This is a genomic window from Sagittula stellata E-37 (genome assembly GCF_039724765.1).
In the GTDB taxonomy this organism is placed as follows: domain Bacteria; phylum Pseudomonadota; class Alphaproteobacteria; order Rhodobacterales; family Rhodobacteraceae; genus Sagittula; species Sagittula stellata.
This window is the reverse complement of record NZ_CP155730.1, coordinates 67,023-84,372: the sequence shown is the minus strand read 5'-3', so window position 1 is coordinate 84,372 and position 17,350 is coordinate 67,023. Positions and strand designations below refer to the sequence as shown.

Sequence of the window (17,350 nt, the reverse complement as noted above, 5' to 3'; positions counted from 1 at the left end):
CTGCGCACCCTGCGCTTTACCAGCGATAGGCCAGTTTCAAGGAGAGGCCGTTGAGCGAGACCACACAGCCCCGCACCAGTGCAGATCATGGCTATGTGCTGGACGAGCAGATCGGCTTTCTTTTGCGCAAAGCCTATCAGCGTAATTCGAACATCTTTCTCGAACTTGTACCGGGCAGGCTGACCACAACCCAGTTTGCAATCATGCACCGTCTGGCCGAAGACGGACCGATGTCGCAAAACCTGTTGGGCCGCTCGGTCGCAATGGACGGTGCCACCACCAAAGGTGTGGTCGACCGCCTCATTGCACGCGAGCTTCTGGTCACCCGCCGCGACCCGAAAGATCGCCGCAGACACCTTGTTTCCCTGACCCCAAAGGGTATCGCCCTGATCAATGAAGCGGTCGAGGCCGCCATCCGCGTCACCAACGAAACCCTCGCCCCCCTGCGCGAGCGTGAAAAGGAAACGCTGCTGCGGCTGCTGGCCAAGATTATCTGAACGCGGCGCTTCAGGATCGATCAAACCGACTTTGGCGCCGCCACTTCAAGTCCCGCCTGAGGTGGTTGGCCCCACGGTATGACGGCGTGGTCCTTTCGCAGGCTTCGAGGGCAACATTTCGGGCCCCGTCCATCACGGAAGCGCCACGCCCCGTCATCCGGCATGGGCCGCGGTCATGCTGCGCGTCGCCTTTCAGGACGATCGGGAGTTCTTCGGTGGCATCTTGTCGTCCGGCATCGGCGACCGGTAGGCCTTTCCGCCCCGACGCTTGTCAAACTCGGCCTGCGCGGCACTGCGCAGGTCGGGATCGCGCACAACGCGGGCGGCGGTGCTGGCCATCACCTTGGCGGCGGTGACCATCGCCTTGTGGGCGTGGGGCATCTTGCCCTGCGTGACCGTCTGCCAGGTGTGGAACGGGGTGCCGATGACTGTGGTCGCCGTCAGGCATTGCGCGACAGGAACGACGTTGCTGACATCGCCCACATCGGTTGAGCCGAAGAACAGCCCTGGCTCTGTCGGCAAGGCCAGGATGCCCTCGTGCAGGTTGCGCGGGTATTCCAGTTCGGCACCGAACGCCTCGGCGCTGGCGCGGCGGTCGCTGTCGGTCAGCGCCGCGGCCGCAAGACGGTCGGCATAGTCATGGTCGGTCTCGTCGAAGGCCGGCGCGCCGATTTCCTCGAATGCCTCGTGCATCGCCTCTTCCAGGGCCCGGTTCGGCAGGATGCCCGAGGTCGCGCGATCAAAGACCACCTCGAAGGTCGTGTCGCTCATCAGGGCCGCCCCCTCGGCGATGCGAAGCACCCGCGCATAGAGGTCTTCCGCCTGGTCCAACCGGGGCGCGCGCACCAGATAGAGGCCCTCGGCATAGCCCTGCACCACGTTCGGCGACGTCCCGCCGGTGTCGGTGATCGAATAATGCACGCGGCAGTTCGACGACATGTGTTCGCGCATGAAGTTGATGCCGATGTTCATGAGCTCGAGCGCGTCGAGCGCGCTGCGCCCGACTTCGGGGCTGACGGCGGCGTGGGACGACCGCCCGGTGAAGCGGAAATAGGCTTGCTTGTTGGCGAGCGTGGCCGCGGACATGACGGCATTGTAGGGCGCGGGATGCCAGCAGAAGGCCGCGTCGAGACCGTCGAAGCTGCCTTCGCGGGCCATGTAGGTCTTGCCCGAGCCGCCTTCCTCTGCCGGGCAGCCGAAATAGCGCACCCGGGCCTTGACCCCGGCCTCGGCCAGCGCGTCGCGCAGGGTGACGGCGGCCAGCAGGGACGCGCTGCCCAGCAGGTTGTGGTGGCAGCCATGTCCCTTGCCGCCCTGCTCCAGCGGTTTCTGTTCGGTCAGCCCTGCCTCTTGCGAGAGACCCGCGAGGGCGTCGTATTCGCCGAGGAACCCGATCGTGATGTCGCCCTCGCCACATTCGGCCATGAAGGCGGTGGGCATGCCCGCCAGGTTGCGGGTGATGGCAAACCCTTCGGCTTCCGCCGCCGCGATATGCTCCTCGACGGAGCGGACCTCTTCCCAGCGCAGCTCCGGCATGCCCCAGAGCCGGTCGCTCAGGTCGATGAAGGTCGGGGCCTTGCGGTCGGCGAGCGCCGAAACGGCCGCTGTCGACAGCATGTCGTTGCGCAGGGCGAGATCGGGTGTGTCTCTAGTCATTGTTTTTCTCTTGTCAGCTCGGTTTCTCGATGAACACGCGGCCTGTGGGTCAGGCCGGATCGTTCAGATGGCACGCGGAAAGGCGCCCCGGGGCGATCTCGCGCAGCGCGGGACGCTCCGTGCGGCAGCGCTCGGTCGCCCAGGGACAGCGCGGGTTGAACGCGCAGCCCGACGGCGGATCGAGCGGCGAAGGGAGTTCGCCCGCGATCGGGGCGTAATCGCGCTTGCCGGCCTCAAGGCTGGGCACCTGTTCGATCAGGAGGCGGGTGTAGGGATGGTTCGGATCGCCATAAAGCGCGTCCGTCGGCGCCACCTCTACCACGCGGCCGAGATACATGATCACCACCCGGTCGGAGATATGCTCCACCACGCCCAGGTTATGGGAAATGAAGAGATAGGTGAGGTCGAGCTCGTCCCGCAAATCCATGAAGAGGTTGAGGACCTGCGCCTGGATCGACACATCGAGTGCTGCGACGGATTCGTCGCAGATGATCAGGTCCGGGTTGACCGCAAGCGCCCGGGCGATCCCGATGCGCTGGCGCTGGCCGCCGGAAAACTGGTGCGGGAACCGGTCGATGTAGGCCCCCGACAGCCCCACCTTCTCCATGAGCGAAACGACGTAATCGCGCTGCTCCCGGCGCGTGATCCGGCCATGTTTGACCGCCGCCTCACCGATGATGTCGCCGATCCGCATGCGCGGGTTGAGAGAGGCGAAGGGATCCTGAAAGATCATCTGAACGCCAAGGTCGAAGGCGCGATGCTCTTTCGCGGTCATCTCGGCCACGTCCTTGCCGCGCCAGCGCAGGCTGCCACCCGAAGGCGTGCTGATCCCGGCGAGCATCCGGGCGACGGTCGATTTTCCACAGCCGGACTCGCCGACGATGCCGACCACCTCGCCGCTCTCGACGGTGATATCCACGTCCTGAACGGCGTGCACATGGACCGGCCGGTTCTTGCCGCCAAAGAGATTGGCGATCCGACCGCCCAGGCTCACCGGCTGCGAAAAGGTCTTGGACAGGTTGCGGATCTCGAGAATGGGGGCCTCGGTCATTGCTCTGCTCCGGGTTCGGGGTGCCAGCACCGGAATTCCCGCGTCGCCCCGAGCGAGGTGACGCCCGGTGTTTCGCGGCATTGCCCGGTGGCGCGGTGGCAGCGGTCGCGAAAGGCGCAGCCCTCGCCCAGCTCAAGCAGCGAGGGTGTCATGCCTTCGATCTGGTGAAGCCGCGCGCCACGGGTGCTGCCCGACGGGACTGAATCGATCAGGCCGCGCGTATAGGGATGCATCGGGTGATGGATGATCTCGTCGGTCTCACCCGTCTCGACGATCCGGCCCGCGTACATCACCGCGATGCGGTCGGCGAGGCCGGCAATGACCGCGAGGTCGTGCGTCACCCAGATCAGCGCGGTGCCGGTGTCCCGGCACAGCTCGCGCACTTCGTGGATGATCTGCCCCTGGATCGACACGTCGAGCGCCGTGGTCGGCTCATCCGCGATGATCAGGCGCGGCCGGTTCAGCAGCGCGATGGCGATGGCGATCCGCTGGCGCATCCCGCCCGACAGCTCGAAGGGATAGCAGTGCAGCCGCTCGTCGGGCGACGGGATGCCGACCTTGACCAGCACGTCCCGCGCCCGCTGCCGGGCGGCCTTGGTGCTGACGGTCTCATGCGCCTGGATCGCCTCGATCATCTGGGTATCGACCCTGAGAACCGGGTTGAGCGTCATCGACGGGTCCTGGAAGACCACCGCGATGTCGTTGCCCCGCAGGCGGCGAAGCTCCCGCTCTTTCATGGCCAGCAGGTCGCGGCCCTCGAACTCGATGCTGCCGCCGACGATGCGCCCTGGCGGGTCGATCAGACCGAGGATCGAAAACCCGGTGATGGACTTGCCGGAGCCCGACTCGCCCACAAGACCCAGAATTTCGCCGGGCGCGAGTTCAAGGTCGACGCCGTCCACCGCCTTGACCGCTCCGAGGCGCGTGAGGAAATGGGTCTGGAGGTTCTGCACCCGCAGAAGCGGCTTGATGTCTGTCGTCTGACGGGCGGTCATTGGGCGTTCCTCGGGTTGAGAATGTCGCGCAGATGGTCACCGACAAGATTGATGCCGAGGACGATCAGGGTCAGGGCGATACCGGGAAAGAGCGAGATCCAGTATTCGCCGGACATCATGAACTCGAACCCGTTCGCGATGAGCATGCCAAGCGACGGCTCGGTCACCGGCACGCCGATGCCAAGGAAGGACAGCGTCGCCTCTGCCGTGATGGCATGGGCCAGGTCGATGGTGGCGATGACGATCAGCGGCGGCATCGTGTTCGGCAGCATGTGGCGAAAGATGATCCGGCGCGATCCAAGCGACAGGCTGCGCGCCGCCAGCACGTATTCGCGGTTGCGCTCCACGATGGCCGAACTGCGGGCCGTCCGCGCGAAATAGGCCCACTGGACGATGATCAGGGCGATGATCACCTTGTCGATCCCCTGACCCAGCACCGACAACAGGACGAGCGCCACGAGGATCGCCGGAAAGGAAAGCTGGATGTCCACCGTCCGCATCAGGACCGCATCGACCACGCCGCCGAAATAGGCCGCGATGAGACCGACGGCAGTCCCGATGAACAGCGCCCCCGCGACGGCGCTGAAGGCGACTATCAGGCTGGTGCGCATCCCGTAAAGGATGGCCGAAAGCACGTCCCGCGCCTGTCCGTCGGTTCCGAGCCAGTAGGTGATGTCCCCCGACGACGACGTGCTGAACGGGGGCAGCTGCGAATCGAAGATATCGAGCGTGGCGATGTCGTACGGGTTCTGCGGCGCGACCCATGGGGCGAGGAAAGAGGGAAGCGTAAGAACGATGAGGATGACCAAACCCAGAACGGCGAGGCGATTCTCAAAGAACTGGCGCGTGATCCGGCGGAACGGCGTGTCGGCGCGGGTGCGGGCGGGGCTGGCCGCAAGAGTGGATTGCACAGTCATCAGTCACGGACCTTTTCGCGGGAACTGGGGTCGATCACCATGTAAAGAAGGTCGATCACGAGGTTGAGCAGGACCAGGAACAGGACCATGATGAGGACGTAGGCGACGACCACGGGCCGATCGAGCGTGAGGATCGAGTCGATCAGCAGCTTGCCCATACCGGGCCAGGAGAAGACCGTCTCGGTGACGACGGCGAAGGCCAGCGCCTGGCCGAATTCGAGCCCCGCCACGGTGATGATCGGGATGAGCACGTTCTTGAGCAGGTGAACGCGCAGGATGCGCGAGGAGGAGAGCCCCTTGGCGCGGGCGAACTTGATGTAGTCCATCGCCTGGATTTCGCGTGTCGCCGCTCGGGTGACGCGGATGATGAGAGACGCCTTCGTCAGACCGAGAGTCAACGCCGGCAGGATCAGGTGTCGCAGGCCGTCGAGCGTAAGGATGCTGAGCTGGATCGGGCCAACCTGGACCGTTTCCCCCCGCCCGGATGTCGGCAGGATGCCGAGTTGCACCGCGAAGAACATGATGAGGACCATGCCGACCCAGAACGTCGGAAGGCTGAAGCCGAAGATCGAGCCCGTCATGATGATCTTCGAGTAGGCCGCTTCGGGACGCAGCCCCGCGATGATGCCGAGCGGCACGCCTATGACGACGGAAAAGAACATCGCGAAACCGACGAGTTCGACCGTGGCCGGCATCCGTTCGAGAATGAGTTGCAGCGCCGGCTCGCCGGTGAGGAAGCTGCGCCCGAAATCCCCCTGCAACGCGCTGCCCAGAAAGGTGACGTACTGCACGAAGATCGGCCGATCGAGCCCGAAGCTCTCGCGCACGGCGTCCCGTTCGAGATCCGTCGCCTCGGGGCTGACCAGCATCGAGATCGGATCCCCGACAAGGTAGATGCCGACAAAGACGAGGACGGACATGACGAAAAGGACAAGGACGGCCTGCAACAGCCGATTGATGACGAAAGCCGACAAGGAGCGTCTCCCACGCGTTAGGGGTGGCCCACAGCCTGGCGGGCTGCGGGCCTGCGATGGATCACTCGGACCGGGTCACGTTTTGCGGCAACGTGAACTGGTCCGCGCGCGCTTCGTACTCGAGATCCGCGCGCAGGCCCCAGGACGGAACCTCGAAATGGATCGGCAGGATCGCGAAGTCAGACATCGCGAGCGCATCCGCCTCTTCCAGAAGCTTGGCGCGCGCGTCATCGTCCATGGTCTTGCTCGCCTTGCTCAGCAGCGCGTCAAGCTCGGGGTTGGAGTAGCGGCCCGCATTCGCGCTGCCCTGGCTCGCTTCCTTGTCGTAGGTCGCCAGCTGGGCACCTAGGGTCGTGCCGATCTCGCCGGTGTTGTTGCCCCAGGATGCGAGGTAGGCGCTGTAGGCCCGCTGGTCGCGGTTCTTGAAGAAGACCGGCGGCGCCGCGGCATCGACAGCCGTCTTGACGCCGATCCGGCTCCACATCGCGGCGACTGTCTGCGCGACGCGGGCGTCGTTGACGTATCGCCCGCTGGGTGAGCCGAGCGTGATGGAAAACCCATCGCCGTACCCGGCGTCCTCAAGCAATTGCGCCGCGCGTTCGGGGTCGGCGGGGGCGGGCACCTCATGCTCTGCACTGGTCCCGAACATGTTCGGCGTTCCGAGGCTGCCAGCCGCTACGGCAGCGCCCCCCATGACACGGCTCACAATCCCTTCGCGGTCAATCGCGCGGAAAAGCGCCTCGCGGACTTCCTTGATCTTGAGGGGGTTCTCGCCTTCCGTTCCGGAGATCCCCGGGCTGTCGTCCCGGTCCTGATCGAGGGCGATAAAGATGACCCGTGCGGGCGGGCCCGAGACGATCTTTACGCTCGGATCGCCTTCGATCTGATCGACACTGCCTGTGGGCACGTCCTCCATCATGTCGATGTCGCCCGCCAGAAGCGCTGCGGAGCGCGTTGCCGGATTGGTCATCGGTCGCATGATGACGCGGTCCCAGTCCGGCGCACCGCCCCAATAGGACGTGTTCGCTTCGAGGACGAGATCCGCGCCCTTCTGCCAGGACGAGAAGGTGAACGGTCCGGTGCCGATCAGCCCTTCGCCGCGGTTAAGCTCGGTGGTCGTCCGCCCCTCGGGCGCATCCCCGGAGGCGGCGGCTTTCGACATGATCGGGAGGTTGACCAGATCGACGGTCAGGTTCGGGTAGGTTTGCTTTGTGGTGATCCGTACCGTGGTGTCATCCAGGGCTTCGACGCCGGCGATCTGCCGCGTGAACAGAGTGAACGGCGTCGGGCTGTTCGGCACCTTGGCCACCCGGTCGAGCGAGAAGACCACATCCTGCGCGGTCAGCGGCGTGCCGTCCGAAAAGGTCACGCCGTCCCTCAGGTGAAAGTCCCACTCCGTCGGGCTCGCCAGCTCCCAGCTTTCGGCCAGAAGCGGCTCGATCGCGCCTTGCGCGTCCTGACGGACGAGCGGTTCGAATATGGCGAGGGACACCTGCATGTTCGGCGAAAGAACGTGGAATTGCGGGTCCAGCGAGGAGGGTTCGGACTTGGTGCCGATGACCAGATCTTCGGCGATTGCCGGCGTGCAGGCCAGCAGAAGCGCGGCAGTGCTTGCGAAGAGGTGCGAACGTGTGAAGCTCATGTGTTATCCTTATGGGCGGATGTCGGGTAACCGACGAGAGCCCTTTCCCTGTTGATCAAGAACGAAAAACCGATGAGCAAAAGACATGACTATGACGACTTGTGGTCGTCGCCTTCGCGTCCTGTCTTTTCCCGGTTTCCGCGTCGATACGCCTAGTCTGAAGCGATACGCAGGAGGCATGCAATGAACTAATCTGGCCTTCAAGATGACTTTTGGTTATCGTACCACATGGATATTCGTCAGCTCCGCTACCTCGTCTTCACCGCTCGCTATTCCAGCTTCCGCATCGCAGCCGACAAGTTGAACGCGACACAACCTGCGGTCAGCAAAGGCATCCGCGTCCTGGAGCAATCCGTTGGCGTCCGCCTTCTGGACCGTGGTCCCTGGGGCGTGAAACCGACGGAGTATGGCGAGCGGTTGATCCAGTACGGCGAGGTGCTTTTGGCCCTGACGGAAGAAGCCCGCACCGAGATCGACGCCATGCTGGGGGCAAAGCGCGGGCGCCTTCGGGTCGGGTCGCTCGCCACCACCGTTCGCGGCGTCGTGCCCACCGCGGCCCGTCGGTTCCTCAAGAAATCCCCCGAAGTCGATCTGACCTTCTACGAGGAACTCTCGCCCGCCCTCCAGGCGCAGCTTCTGAAGGGATCGATCGATGTCGCCGTGATGTCCCGGCCGCATGACTTTCCGGATGACGAACTGGAATACCGCGCCCTTCTGAACAGTCCGATGCAGATCGTCGCCGATATCACGCACCCGCTCCTGCAACGCGAGCGGCTGTCTCTCGGCGACCTGACCCGCTATCAGTGGATCCTGCCGGCGCGTCCCGATCCTGACCGCCTTACCCTCGATTCGCTGTTCAGCAAGGCGCAGCTGCCGTTGCCCAAAGCGGTCTGCGAGACGACGTCGTCGCGCTTTCAGGTTTCGATGCTCGCGGGCTCCCCATGGCTGAGCTACCTGACAACCTCCAGCGCCTATACATCCGACGATAACGCACAACTGGCGCCGCTCCCGCTGCCCACACCCGCATGGACGCGGTCCGTGGGGGTTGCCTATCGCAAGCAGCGCGTGTCACGCCCCATCGTGGACGGTTTTCTTCGCGAGCTCGAGATCGCCGCCGCAGAGTTCTCCGCCAGCTTGGATGACCCGAGTTAGCCGGTTTCTGCCTTGGTGCATGACGGGAGGTTTCGCTATGGCTGGCGTGACCGGCAAAACGGCCTGACGCGCCGGACCCTTGTACTCATTGTCGAGATCACGCGCTCCAATACGCCTTTTCCACTTTTCCGATTTCGCGCCCTTATCTAACGTAGCGCGCATGAAGATCTTGCTCGCAGAAGACGACCCGAAGTCCGCAGACTACATTTGCAAGGGCTTGAAGGAACAGGGATTCGTCGTGGATTGGGTGGCCGACGGCCGCGAGGCGCTGACCTATTGCCTCTACAACGACGCGGATCTGGCCATCGTGGATCGGATGATGCCCGGCATGGATGGGCTGTCGCTTGTCAAAGCGTTACGCGCCGCCAAGTCAAACCTGCCGGTCATCTTTCTGACGGCCCTTTCGGATGTCGATGACCGTGTCGACGGCCTGATGGCCGGCGGCGATGACTATCTTGTCAAGCCGTTTCACCTGTCGGAACTTCTGGCGCGGATAACGGTGCTGGGACGCAGGCCGAAACAGTCGACCCAGGAACCGACGGAACTGGTCGTTCACGATCTGAAACTGAACCTTTTGACCCGCCAGGCGCAGCGGCAAGGCCGGAATATCGACCTGCTCGGGAAAGAGTTCTCCCTTTTGCAGCTGTTCATGGAAAATCCCGGCCGCATCTTCAGCCGGACCCTCATTCTCGAAAAGATCTGGGATTTCAACTTCGATCCCGGCACCACCGTGGTGGAAACGCATGTCAGCAAGTTGCGGCAGAAAGTCGACAAGCCCTTCGACGTGGCCTTGATTCATACGGTACGCAACATGGGATACACGATCCGTGCGCCTCACTAGCCTGACGTCCGGCCTGCCGTACAAGGCAGCCCTGTGGTCAAGCCTGGTGTTTTTGACGATCTGCGCCGTCGCAGGTTTCTTCCTGGTCAAAGCCGTCGACTCCTCCCTGATCGCGGAACTGGCCGCTCAGGCGGAATCCGAGGCCGTGCTCCTGTCGGAAATCTACGCCGAAACCGGCGAGGCCGGGCTGATCGAAACCATGCGTGTGACAGCGCAGACGACGGAGACCTCCGACCGGTTTGCCAGTTTCCTCGGCGCCGACGGGACGTCTTTGATCGGCCCGATTTCGGTCAGGCCCGATTTTCTTGGCACGCGGCGGGTGACACTCGACCGGTTCACGGCACAGGCGTTGCCCGGCGGCTATGTCGTGCATGTCCGCAGGATCGACGAAAGAACCCTGGTTGTCGGGCGCAACGATGCACCGGTCAGGACGGCCCGTGCACGTCTGATCGTCGGGCTGTCCGGTTTTGCCGCCGTGATCACCCTGACCATCCTGTGCCTGGGGCTTTGGGCCAGCCGGATGTCTCTGCAACGGCTGGATCAGATGGGCGCGGCCTTGCGTGACGTGGGCGAAGGCAACATGTCCGCGCGCCTTCCCGTCCTGAACCGCAACGATCAGTTCGATCAGGTGTCGATCCGGGTCAACCAGAACCTTGACCTTCTGGAACGGGCGGTTGGCAGTATGAAAGCCACCGCCGCGGCCATTGCGCACGACCTCAAGACGCCGCTGAGCCATGTGCAATACGCGCTGCATGCCGCCGCCGATGCCAGTCTGGAGGGTCGGGACCCCTTGCCGCATATCGAAGCGGCCTTGCAGGAAACCGAAGAGCTCAACGGCATATTCGAGGCAGTCCTGCGGATTTCCCGCATTCGCGCAACGCGCGACCACTCCGGGTTCGAGATGGTCGATCTCGATGCGATTGCAGCAAAAACAATCGAGTTCCTGACCCCGCTGGCCGAGCAGCACGGCCAAAGCCTGACGCTGGAAACGACACACCCCGCCGCCATTTTCGCCGACAAGGGGATGGTGCAGCAGGCCCTGGTGAACATCGTCAAGAACGCCGTGACCTATGCGGGGGAGAACGCGCAGATCAGGATTGTGCTCTCCGAGGGCAGGATCGAGGTGCGCGACACCGGTCCGGGCGTGCCGGATCAGGATCCGGAGCGGCTGCTAGAGCCTTTTACACGCGCGGATTCCGCGCGCTCCACGGAAGGGTCCGGGCTTGGGCTGGCCTTGGTCAAAGCCGTGGCAGAGAGGCACAATGCCTTGATTTCGATAAAGAACCTTGATCCCGGATTCCTAGTTTCCCTGACCTTTCAAGGCGTAAAGGACCCGTCGGGGCCGGTCTGACCCCGTACTTCAAGAGAAATTAAGAATTCCCCCAAGCCCAATTGAGACTGGTGGTCCATCTCTTCGTCATCAGAGCAATCCCTGCTCTCGCAAGGAGATCAAGATGAAAACCGCCAACAAACTCGTCGCCACCGGCCTCATCGCCATAATGGGCTCCACCGCTCTGGTGTCCATGGCATCCGCCGGGACCGACGCCACCGCCGCGCCCAGTGCGCAGCAAGAGGTCGTCACCGCCAAAGACGTCACCGTCTCGGGGACCGCGCGCAACGTGCTGGCCGGTGTCCAATACGCGAAAGCCGCGATTGGCCAGGGCCAGACCGATGTTGCCAAGAAAATACTTGCGGACGTGAATGGCCTGTTCGGGGATCAGGACGGCACGGTGATGATGAAAACCGACAAGGGTTTCAGCCTGCCCATCGACACGGGCCTGACCCTCGCCAAGGGGTTCACCCCGACCGAAGTACATGAGGCCGCGTTCGCCAAGGCTCAGACCCTGATGGCGGACGGCAATATCAACGAGGTGATCAGCACGCTGACCGATGCCGGTGTGGATCTGGTCGCCGAGATCGCGCTGCTGCCTTACACCCCGACCGTGGACAGCCTGACACAGGCCGCCGCCGATCTGGATGCGGGCCAGGTGGATCAGGCCACAGCGTCGCTCGATGCCATCCTCGCCTCTGTCCACGTGGCATCCTTTGCCCCCGACGCGCTGCCCGCGCAGGGCTATGCCATGAGCGATATTCAACAAGGTTAACAGCTTGGGGAGGGTGCGGTCTGCGTTGCACGTCAGCGCCGGCCGCGCACCTGCAGGAGACTTTCGGATGAACCAGATCACCCAAATGGAAACCACAGGCCAGAACGATCTGGTCTCGTACCTCAAGGACCATATGACGGCGCGCATTGTCGGTCAGGAGCGTTTTGTCGATCGACTGCTGCTGGCCTTGTTCGCCGACGGGCATGTCCTGCTGGAAGGGGCGCCGGGTCTGGCCAAGACCAAGGCCGTGAACGCGCTGGCCAGCACCATCGACTGCGATGCAAGGCGCATCCAGTTCACCCCCGACCTCTTGCCCAGCGATTTGACCGGCACCGACATCTACCGCCCCGAAGAGGGGACTTTCGCCTTTCAGAGGGGGCCGCTCTTTCACAACCTGATCCTCGCCGACGAGATCAACCGCGCCCCCGCCAAGGTGCAGTCGGCCTTGCTTGAGGCGATGGCCGAACGACAGGTCACCGTGGGCGGGACAACCTATCAGCTGCCTGACCTCTTCATGGTCATGGCCACCCAGAACCCGATCGAACAGGAAGGCACCTATCCGTTGCCCGAAGCGCAGCTTGACCGGTTCCTGCTGCATGTGAACATCGACTACCCGTCGGTGGATGCCGAACGCGAGATCCTGAAGATCGTGCGCGGCGAAGTGGCGGGGGACGCGCCCGCCCCCGCCCGAATGATCGCGACCGCCGAGATCCTGGCCGCGCGCAAGCAGGCGATGACTGTCTACGCCTCGGATGCGCTGACGGAATACCTCATCCAGATCATCCAGGCGACGCGGCATCCCAAGGTCTATGGCGAGGATCTGGCCGAGATGATCGCTTACGGCGCGAGCCCTCGAGCGACCATCGCGCTTGACCGATGCGCCCGCGTGCATGCCTGGATGCGCGGCGCTGCATTTGCCACCCCGTCGGATGTTCAGGCGGTTCTGCACGACGTGCTGCGCCACCGCGTGATCCTCAGCTACGAGGCCGAAGCCGACGGCAAAACCCCCGATTCCTTCATCGACGCGCTGATCGAGCGGGTCCCTGTGGCCTGATTTGGAGGGAAAAACCATGTCTGGTGTCGTTGCAACCGTTCCCGAGCTTTTGCGCGCGCGCCCGCCGCGCCACCAAACCGGGTTCGCCCCCGGAGGCCGGGTATCCACCCATGGCTGGGGCACCAATGCGTCGGTGTTTCGCGGGCGCGGGATGGAGTTTTCCGAGGCCCGCGCCTATCAGCCCGGTGACGACGTCCGTGCCATCGACTGGCGCGTGACCGCCCGTACCGGCACCGCGCATACCAAGCTGTTTCAGGAAGAGCGCGAGCGCCCTGTCTATATCCTCGTGGACATGCGGGCCATGATGCAGTTCGGCACCCGCGTCCGGTTCAAGTCGCATCTGGCGGCCGAGGTCGCGGCCATGCTGGCCTGGGTCGGACATGATGGCGGCGACCGGGTTGGTGGGCTCATCCTGTCGCGCGACGGGCTGATGGATTTTCGCGCCGGGCGCACCCGAAAGTCGGTTCTGCGGTTTCTCGAAAAGATCAGCGAAGAGACAGAGCCAGAGCATGCGACCGGCCATGAAGTGATGCTGGCCGCGGGTCTGCGCCGGCTGCGGCGCAGCTGCAAGCCCGGCACATTGGCCTTTGTCATCAGCGATTTCAACGACTTCGACGATCTCACGGCACGCGAGCTGCGCCATCTGGGGCATAGCGCCCAAGTCACCGCAATCGAGATCACCGACCCGCTCGATGAGATGCTGCCCCCCGGCGGTGGCCGCATCAGCGATGGCACCGGGGGCCTGTCGCTTGCCTCGCTCGGGCGGCGGGACGTGCAGGACTACGCCAAGGCCTTTGCCGAGCGTCACGCGCGGCTGGAGACCCTGTGCCGCAAAAGCCGGATGGCCCTGCATCACCTGCACACGGGCGACGACCCCAAGGCGATCCTCAACCCATCGAAACCCCGGCTGATTTCAAAATAGGGAGGAGCGGACGATGACGCCCGAAACAGAAGCGCAGCTTGCGCAATTGCGCGACATTCGCCTGCCTGACCCGATAAGCTGGTGGCCGCTGGCCTATGGCTGGTGGCTGGCCCTTGCCTTGCTCTGCGCAGCGATCCTGTCAGGGATCGTCTATGTCCGGTGGCGGAAACAGACCGCGCGCGCCCGCGCCCTGCGCGAACTGGCCGCGATCCCGGGCGACGATCCGCAGGCCTTTGCCACGGCTGTCTCGGTTCTGTTGCGCCGGGTGGCCCGCCGAAAAGACGCCTTTGCCGCGCAACTGAGCGGCCCGCGTTGGGCCGAGTATCTGACCGGCAAGGGCCTGCGGCCTGACCTCGCCACCTATCTGGCCGAGGCGACCTATGCCCCGCGCGGCGCCGATGCGCCGACAGATGACCTGCGCCACGCCGCGGCCCACTGGATCCGGAGGCAGACATGATCACCTTTTTATGGCCGCTGGCCTTTCTTCTCTTGCCCCTGCCCTATCTGGCCTGGCGCTTTCTGAAGCCCGTCGATCCCGGTCTGGCCGGTGCGTTGAAAGTGCCGTTCTTCGAGGCCCTGCGCGCCCGTGCCGGCGCCGGGCAAACCGGGGGCAAACCCAATCTTCTCAAGCTGGCCACGCTCACGCTGGTCTGGATTCTGCTTGCCACGGCGCTGGCCCGTCCGGCCCTGGTCGGCCCCGAAATGCCGCTGCCTGTCGAAGGGCGCGACATCATGATGGCGATCGACCTGTCCGGGTCGATGGAAGAGCGCGACTTTGCCGTGGGCGGACGCCCCGCGACCCGGTTGAGCATCGTCAAGGAGACGGCGGATGATTTCATCTCGCGCCGCGACGGCGACCGGCTGGGGCTCGTGCTCTTTTCAGACCGGGCCTATCTTCAGGCGCCTCTGACCTTTGACCGCGAAGCGGTGCGCAAGCTTCTCGATCAGGCTCAGGTGGGTCTGACGGGCCAGAAGACCGCCATTGGCGATGCCATTGCGGTTTCGGTGAAACGGCTGAAGGATCGCCCCGAAGACGGGCGCGTGCTTGTCCTGCTCACAGACGGGGCCAACAACGAAGGCGTGATGTCGCCAGACAAGGCCGCCGACCTGGCCGCGAAGCTGGGCATTCGCATCTACACCATCGGCGTGGGGTCCGCGCGCTCGCGCGATCTCGATGAACGCACGCTGCGCCAGATCGCGGACGCCACGGGCGGGGCCTATTTCCGCGCAACCGATGTGCAGGGCCTGGCCCAGATCTACCGGGCCATCGACCGGCTGGAACCGGTGGCCGGCGATCCGATCCACCTGCGCCCCGAGATCGACCTTTATTACTGGCCCGCTGGCGCCGCGCTGCTGCTCTCTGCGCTGCTCGCTTTGTTCTCCCTTATTCCGACCTCGCTGGGCCGGACAAGACAAGGAGCCTGACCCATGAGCCTTGCCGATTTTCAATTCCTGCGGCCCGACTGGCTTTGGGCTTTCGTGCCCGCAATCCTTCTTGGGGCGATGGTGCTGCGCCGTCGCGGTCGGGGCCAAGCCGGTGAATGGAGCAAGCTGGTGGATGCGCATCTGCTCAAGCATCTTGCCATCAGCGGGGCCTCGGCCAAACCGTCGCGGGAGGTTCCGCTGGCGGCAGCCGCGATGATCGCCGCCACCATCATCGGGCTGGCTGGCCCGACATGGCAGGAGCGCGACGTGCCGAGTTTCGAGGGCGGAACCCCCGTGGTCACTGTCCTGAGCCTGGCCCAGAGCATGAACGCGGACGATCTGACGCCCTCGCGCCTGACCCGGTCGGTGCACAAGCTGCGCGATATTCTGGACCGCACGCAGGGCGACGAGCGCGGTCTGGTGATCTATGCCGACGCGCCCTTCGTGGCAGCCCCCCTGACCAGCGATCCCAAGATCATCGAACAGATGCTGCCCGAATTGTCGACCTCGCTGATGCCCGTTCTGGGCAACAGGCTCGATCTGGCGATCGACGAGGCCCACGCGATGATGACACGCGCCGGTGCGCCGCGCGGCGACATCATCGTCATGGCGGACGACGCGGGCAACGATGTGGACGCCAGCATCGCCGCGGCAAAATCCGCGGCCCGCGACGGCTTTACCGTTTCGGTTCTTGGCGCGGGCACCGAGGACGGCGCCGTGCTGCAAACCGCCGATGGTCGCGCCATTGCCGGGAAGGACGGGCAGACCTTCATGACGGCGCTAGCCCGCACGGATCTTCAGGCCGTGGCCAAGGCCGGGGGCGGCGCCTTTTCGATGATCACGGCGGGCGGCGCCGATCTGGACCGTCTGCTGCCGCAGCGCGCGGTGACAGCGCCGGGCGATGCGCAGGACATGTTTGCAGAGCGGCATGTGGACATGGGCTATCTGCTGCTGCTTGTGCCGGTGCTGTTGCTGCCCTTTGCCTTTCGGCGCGGGCTTGTCTTTTCGCTGGCCCTGATCGGTGTCGGACTTGCGCTGCAACCCGGCGCGGCGCAGGCCAGCCCCTGGGACGATCTTTGGGCGACCCCGGATCAGCAAGGCCGGGCGGCGTTCCAGGCCGAAGACTACGGCGAGGCAGCTGCCGATTTCGAAAACCCCGCGTGGAAAGGCGCCGCGGCCTATCGCGAGGGCGATTTCAAGACCGCTGCCGATCTGATGGCATCGCCGTTCAACCGGGGCAATGCCCTTGCCAAATCCGGCGAATTCGAACAGGCGCTTGCGGCTTATGACGAGGCTCTGGCCCGCGATCCCGAGGACGCCGACGCGCAGTTCAACCGCGATCTTGTGGCGGAGCTTTTGAAGCAAGACCAGCAACAGCAACAGCAACAGCAACAGCAACAGCAACAGCAACAGCAACAGCAACAGCAACAGAATGATCAGCAGCAGTCCGCTGACCAACAGCAATCCGGCGGTGAAAGCCAACAGGATCAAGGTCAGTCCGGGCAGGATCAGGCGCAAGACCAAAGCCAGGGCGGCGGCCAGCAAGATCAACAGCAGGCCGATGGCCAGGATCAGCAGTCCGGCGCGCAGCAGCAACAATCCGAAGGCCAGCAACAGGCCGACGGAGAAGATCAACAGGCGGGCGACCAGCAGCAACAGGCTGGGGCGCAGGATCAACAGTCCGGAGACCAGAAGCAGGCTCAGGGACAGGATCAGCAATCGGGCGACCAGCAGCAGCAGGCCAAGGCTCAGGCGCAAGCCGACGGACAAGAGCAAGCTGACGCTCAGCGGACCTCCGACTCCGAGGCCGGCCAGGACGCCAGCCAGCAACAAGGGGCGGAGATACCCGCAGACCCGCAATCTGCCTCCGCCGGTCAGGAGACCGCGCCCGAAGAGCCCTCTGAAAGCGGCTTGTCGCAGATGCTGTCCGATCTGCTCGGCGATCCCGATCAGCAGCCCGAAGAGATGATCGAGGGGGCCGCCCCCGGCGCACAGCCCGTCGATCAGGCCATCGAGCAGCAATTGCGCCGCGTGCCGGACGACCCGTCGGGCCTGCTGAGGGCGCGCATTCGTCAACATTACGCCACTCTGCGGCGCGGCGGCTAAGGCTGCTGAAGAG

Annotated in this window: 16 protein-coding genes; 10 read left to right on the top strand and 6 right to left on the bottom strand. The window is 64.3% G+C overall.

The genetic code is table 11. The features are described from left to right. Positions 1-50: 50 nt before the first annotated feature. Positions 51-497: a MarR family winged helix-turn-helix transcriptional regulator gene (locus ABFK29_RS21840; RefSeq protein ID WP_005862027.1), complete on the top strand. Its 447-nt coding sequence runs from the start codon at positions 51-53 to the stop codon at positions 495-497. Between the two features lie 192 nt (positions 498-689). Here ABFK29_RS21840 and ABFK29_RS21835 read toward each other — a convergent pair whose 3' ends face one another. The 6 genes from ABFK29_RS21835 to ABFK29_RS21810 all read right to left on the bottom strand — a co-directional run bounded on the left by ABFK29_RS21835 (position 690) and on the right by ABFK29_RS21810 (position 7,732). Next, the gene (locus ABFK29_RS21835) at positions 690-2,114 is read right to left on the bottom strand and encodes a M20 family metallopeptidase (RefSeq protein ID WP_050772473.1); all 1,425 of its coding nucleotides are present in this window, start codon (positions 2,112-2,114) and stop codon (positions 690-692) included. Between the two features lie 88 nt (positions 2,115-2,202). Next, a complete protein-coding gene (locus tag ABFK29_RS21830) occupies positions 2,203-3,204 on the bottom strand; it encodes an ABC transporter ATP-binding protein (protein ID WP_005862029.1) in 1,002 nt (333 codons plus the stop codon). Continuing rightward, positions 3,201-4,199, bottom strand: coding sequence for an ABC transporter ATP-binding protein (locus ABFK29_RS21825; RefSeq protein WP_005862030.1), 999 nt, complete (start codon positions 4,197-4,199; stop codon positions 3,201-3,203). The genes ABFK29_RS21830 and ABFK29_RS21825 overlap by 4 nt, the downstream gene beginning before the upstream one ends. Further along, positions 4,196-5,116: an ABC transporter permease gene (locus ABFK29_RS21820; protein WP_005862031.1), complete on the bottom strand. Its 921-nt coding sequence runs from the start codon at positions 5,114-5,116 to the stop codon at positions 4,196-4,198. The genes ABFK29_RS21825 and ABFK29_RS21820 overlap by 4 nt, the downstream gene beginning before the upstream one ends. Beyond that, a complete protein-coding gene (locus ABFK29_RS21815; protein WP_005862032.1) occupies positions 5,116-6,090 on the bottom strand; it encodes an ABC transporter permease in 975 nt (324 codons plus the stop codon). The genes ABFK29_RS21820 and ABFK29_RS21815 overlap by 1 nt, the downstream gene beginning before the upstream one ends. A 61-nt stretch (positions 6,091-6,151) precedes the next feature. Then, positions 6,152-7,732: an ABC transporter substrate-binding protein gene (locus tag ABFK29_RS21810; RefSeq protein WP_005862033.1), complete on the bottom strand. Its 1,581-nt coding sequence runs from the start codon at positions 7,730-7,732 to the stop codon at positions 6,152-6,154. 228 nt (positions 7,733-7,960) lie between these two features. Between ABFK29_RS21810 and ABFK29_RS21805 the strand changes: the two genes are divergently transcribed. The 9 genes from ABFK29_RS21805 to ABFK29_RS21765 all read left to right on the top strand — a co-directional run bounded on the left by ABFK29_RS21805 (position 7,961) and on the right by ABFK29_RS21765 (position 17,337). After that, complete coding sequence (locus ABFK29_RS21805; RefSeq protein ID WP_005862034.1) at positions 7,961-8,884, top strand: LysR family transcriptional regulator; 924 nt, start codon at positions 7,961-7,963, stop codon at positions 8,882-8,884. Between the two features lie 160 nt (positions 8,885-9,044). Further along, the gene (locus ABFK29_RS21800; protein ID WP_005862035.1) at positions 9,045-9,725 is read left to right on the top strand and encodes a response regulator transcription factor; all 681 of its coding nucleotides are present in this window, start codon (positions 9,045-9,047) and stop codon (positions 9,723-9,725) included. Then, positions 9,712-11,076: a sensor histidine kinase gene (locus tag ABFK29_RS21795; RefSeq protein ID WP_005862036.1), complete on the top strand. Its 1,365-nt coding sequence runs from the start codon at positions 9,712-9,714 to the stop codon at positions 11,074-11,076. Before ABFK29_RS21800 ends, ABFK29_RS21795 begins: the two co-directional genes overlap by 14 nt. Positions 11,077-11,179: 103 nt before the next feature. Next, on the top strand, positions 11,180-11,830 hold the full coding sequence (locus ABFK29_RS21790) for a YfdX family protein (RefSeq protein ID WP_005862037.1): 651 nt from the start codon (positions 11,180-11,182) through the stop codon (positions 11,828-11,830). Positions 11,831-11,897: 67 nt separating this feature from the next. After that, positions 11,898-12,884 carry an AAA family ATPase gene (locus ABFK29_RS21785; RefSeq protein ID WP_005862039.1) on the top strand — a complete coding sequence of 329 codons (987 nt, stop codon included), beginning with the start codon at positions 11,898-11,900 and terminating at the stop codon, positions 12,882-12,884. A gap of 16 nt (positions 12,885-12,900) precedes the next feature. Continuing rightward, positions 12,901-13,806 carry a DUF58 domain-containing protein gene (locus tag ABFK29_RS21780; RefSeq protein WP_050772470.1) on the top strand — a complete coding sequence of 302 codons (906 nt, stop codon included), beginning with the start codon at positions 12,901-12,903 and terminating at the stop codon, positions 13,804-13,806. Positions 13,807-13,819: 13 nt separating this feature from the next. After that, complete coding sequence (locus ABFK29_RS21775; protein WP_005862043.1) at positions 13,820-14,263, top strand: DUF4381 domain-containing protein; 444 nt, start codon at positions 13,820-13,822, stop codon at positions 14,261-14,263. Then, positions 14,260-15,231, top strand: coding sequence for a vWA domain-containing protein (locus ABFK29_RS21770; protein WP_005862044.1), 972 nt, complete (start codon positions 14,260-14,262; stop codon positions 15,229-15,231). Before ABFK29_RS21775 ends, ABFK29_RS21770 begins: the two co-directional genes overlap by 4 nt. Positions 15,232-15,234: 3 nt before the next feature. Next, a complete protein-coding gene (locus ABFK29_RS21765; RefSeq protein ID WP_005862045.1) occupies positions 15,235-17,337 on the top strand; it encodes a VWA domain-containing protein in 2,103 nt (700 codons plus the stop codon). Positions 17,338-17,350: the final 13 nt, after the last annotated feature.

What these genes read in the sequence shown, in the direction of transcription:
- ABFK29_RS21835 (WP_050772473.1), bottom strand. Translation starts at nt 2,114, where the DNA reads ATGCTGTCGACAGCGGCCGTTTCGGCGCTCGCCGACCGCAAGGCCCCG.
- ABFK29_RS21830 (WP_005862029.1), bottom strand. Translation starts at nt 3,204, where the DNA reads ATGACCGAGGCCCCCATTCTCGAGATCCGCAACCTGTCCAAGACCTTT.
- ABFK29_RS21825 (WP_005862030.1), bottom strand. Translation starts at nt 4,199, where the DNA reads ATGACCGCCCGTCAGACGACAGACATCAAGCCGCTTCTGCGGGTGCAG.
- ABFK29_RS21820 (WP_005862031.1), bottom strand. Translation starts at nt 5,116, where the DNA reads ATGACTGTGCAATCCACTCTTGCGGCCAGCCCCGCCCGCACCCGCGCC.
- ABFK29_RS21810 (WP_005862033.1), bottom strand. Translation starts at nt 7,732, where the DNA reads ATGAGCTTCACACGTTCGCACCTCTTCGCAAGCACTGCCGCGCTTCTG.
- ABFK29_RS21805 (WP_005862034.1), top strand. Translation starts at nt 7,961, where the DNA reads ATGGATATTCGTCAGCTCCGCTACCTCGTCTTCACCGCTCGCTATTCC.
- ABFK29_RS21800 (WP_005862035.1), top strand. Translation starts at nt 9,045, where the DNA reads ATGAAGATCTTGCTCGCAGAAGACGACCCGAAGTCCGCAGACTACATT.
- ABFK29_RS21790 (WP_005862037.1), top strand. Translation starts at nt 11,180, where the DNA reads ATGAAAACCGCCAACAAACTCGTCGCCACCGGCCTCATCGCCATAATG.
- ABFK29_RS21785 (WP_005862039.1), top strand. Translation starts at nt 11,898, where the DNA reads ATGAACCAGATCACCCAAATGGAAACCACAGGCCAGAACGATCTGGTC.
- ABFK29_RS21780 (WP_050772470.1), top strand. Translation starts at nt 12,901, where the DNA reads ATGTCTGGTGTCGTTGCAACCGTTCCCGAGCTTTTGCGCGCGCGCCCG.
- ABFK29_RS21775 (WP_005862043.1), top strand. Translation starts at nt 13,820, where the DNA reads ATGACGCCCGAAACAGAAGCGCAGCTTGCGCAATTGCGCGACATTCGC.
- ABFK29_RS21770 (WP_005862044.1), top strand. Translation starts at nt 14,260, where the DNA reads ATGATCACCTTTTTATGGCCGCTGGCCTTTCTTCTCTTGCCCCTGCCC.
- ABFK29_RS21765 (WP_005862045.1), top strand. Translation starts at nt 15,235, where the DNA reads ATGAGCCTTGCCGATTTTCAATTCCTGCGGCCCGACTGGCTTTGGGCT.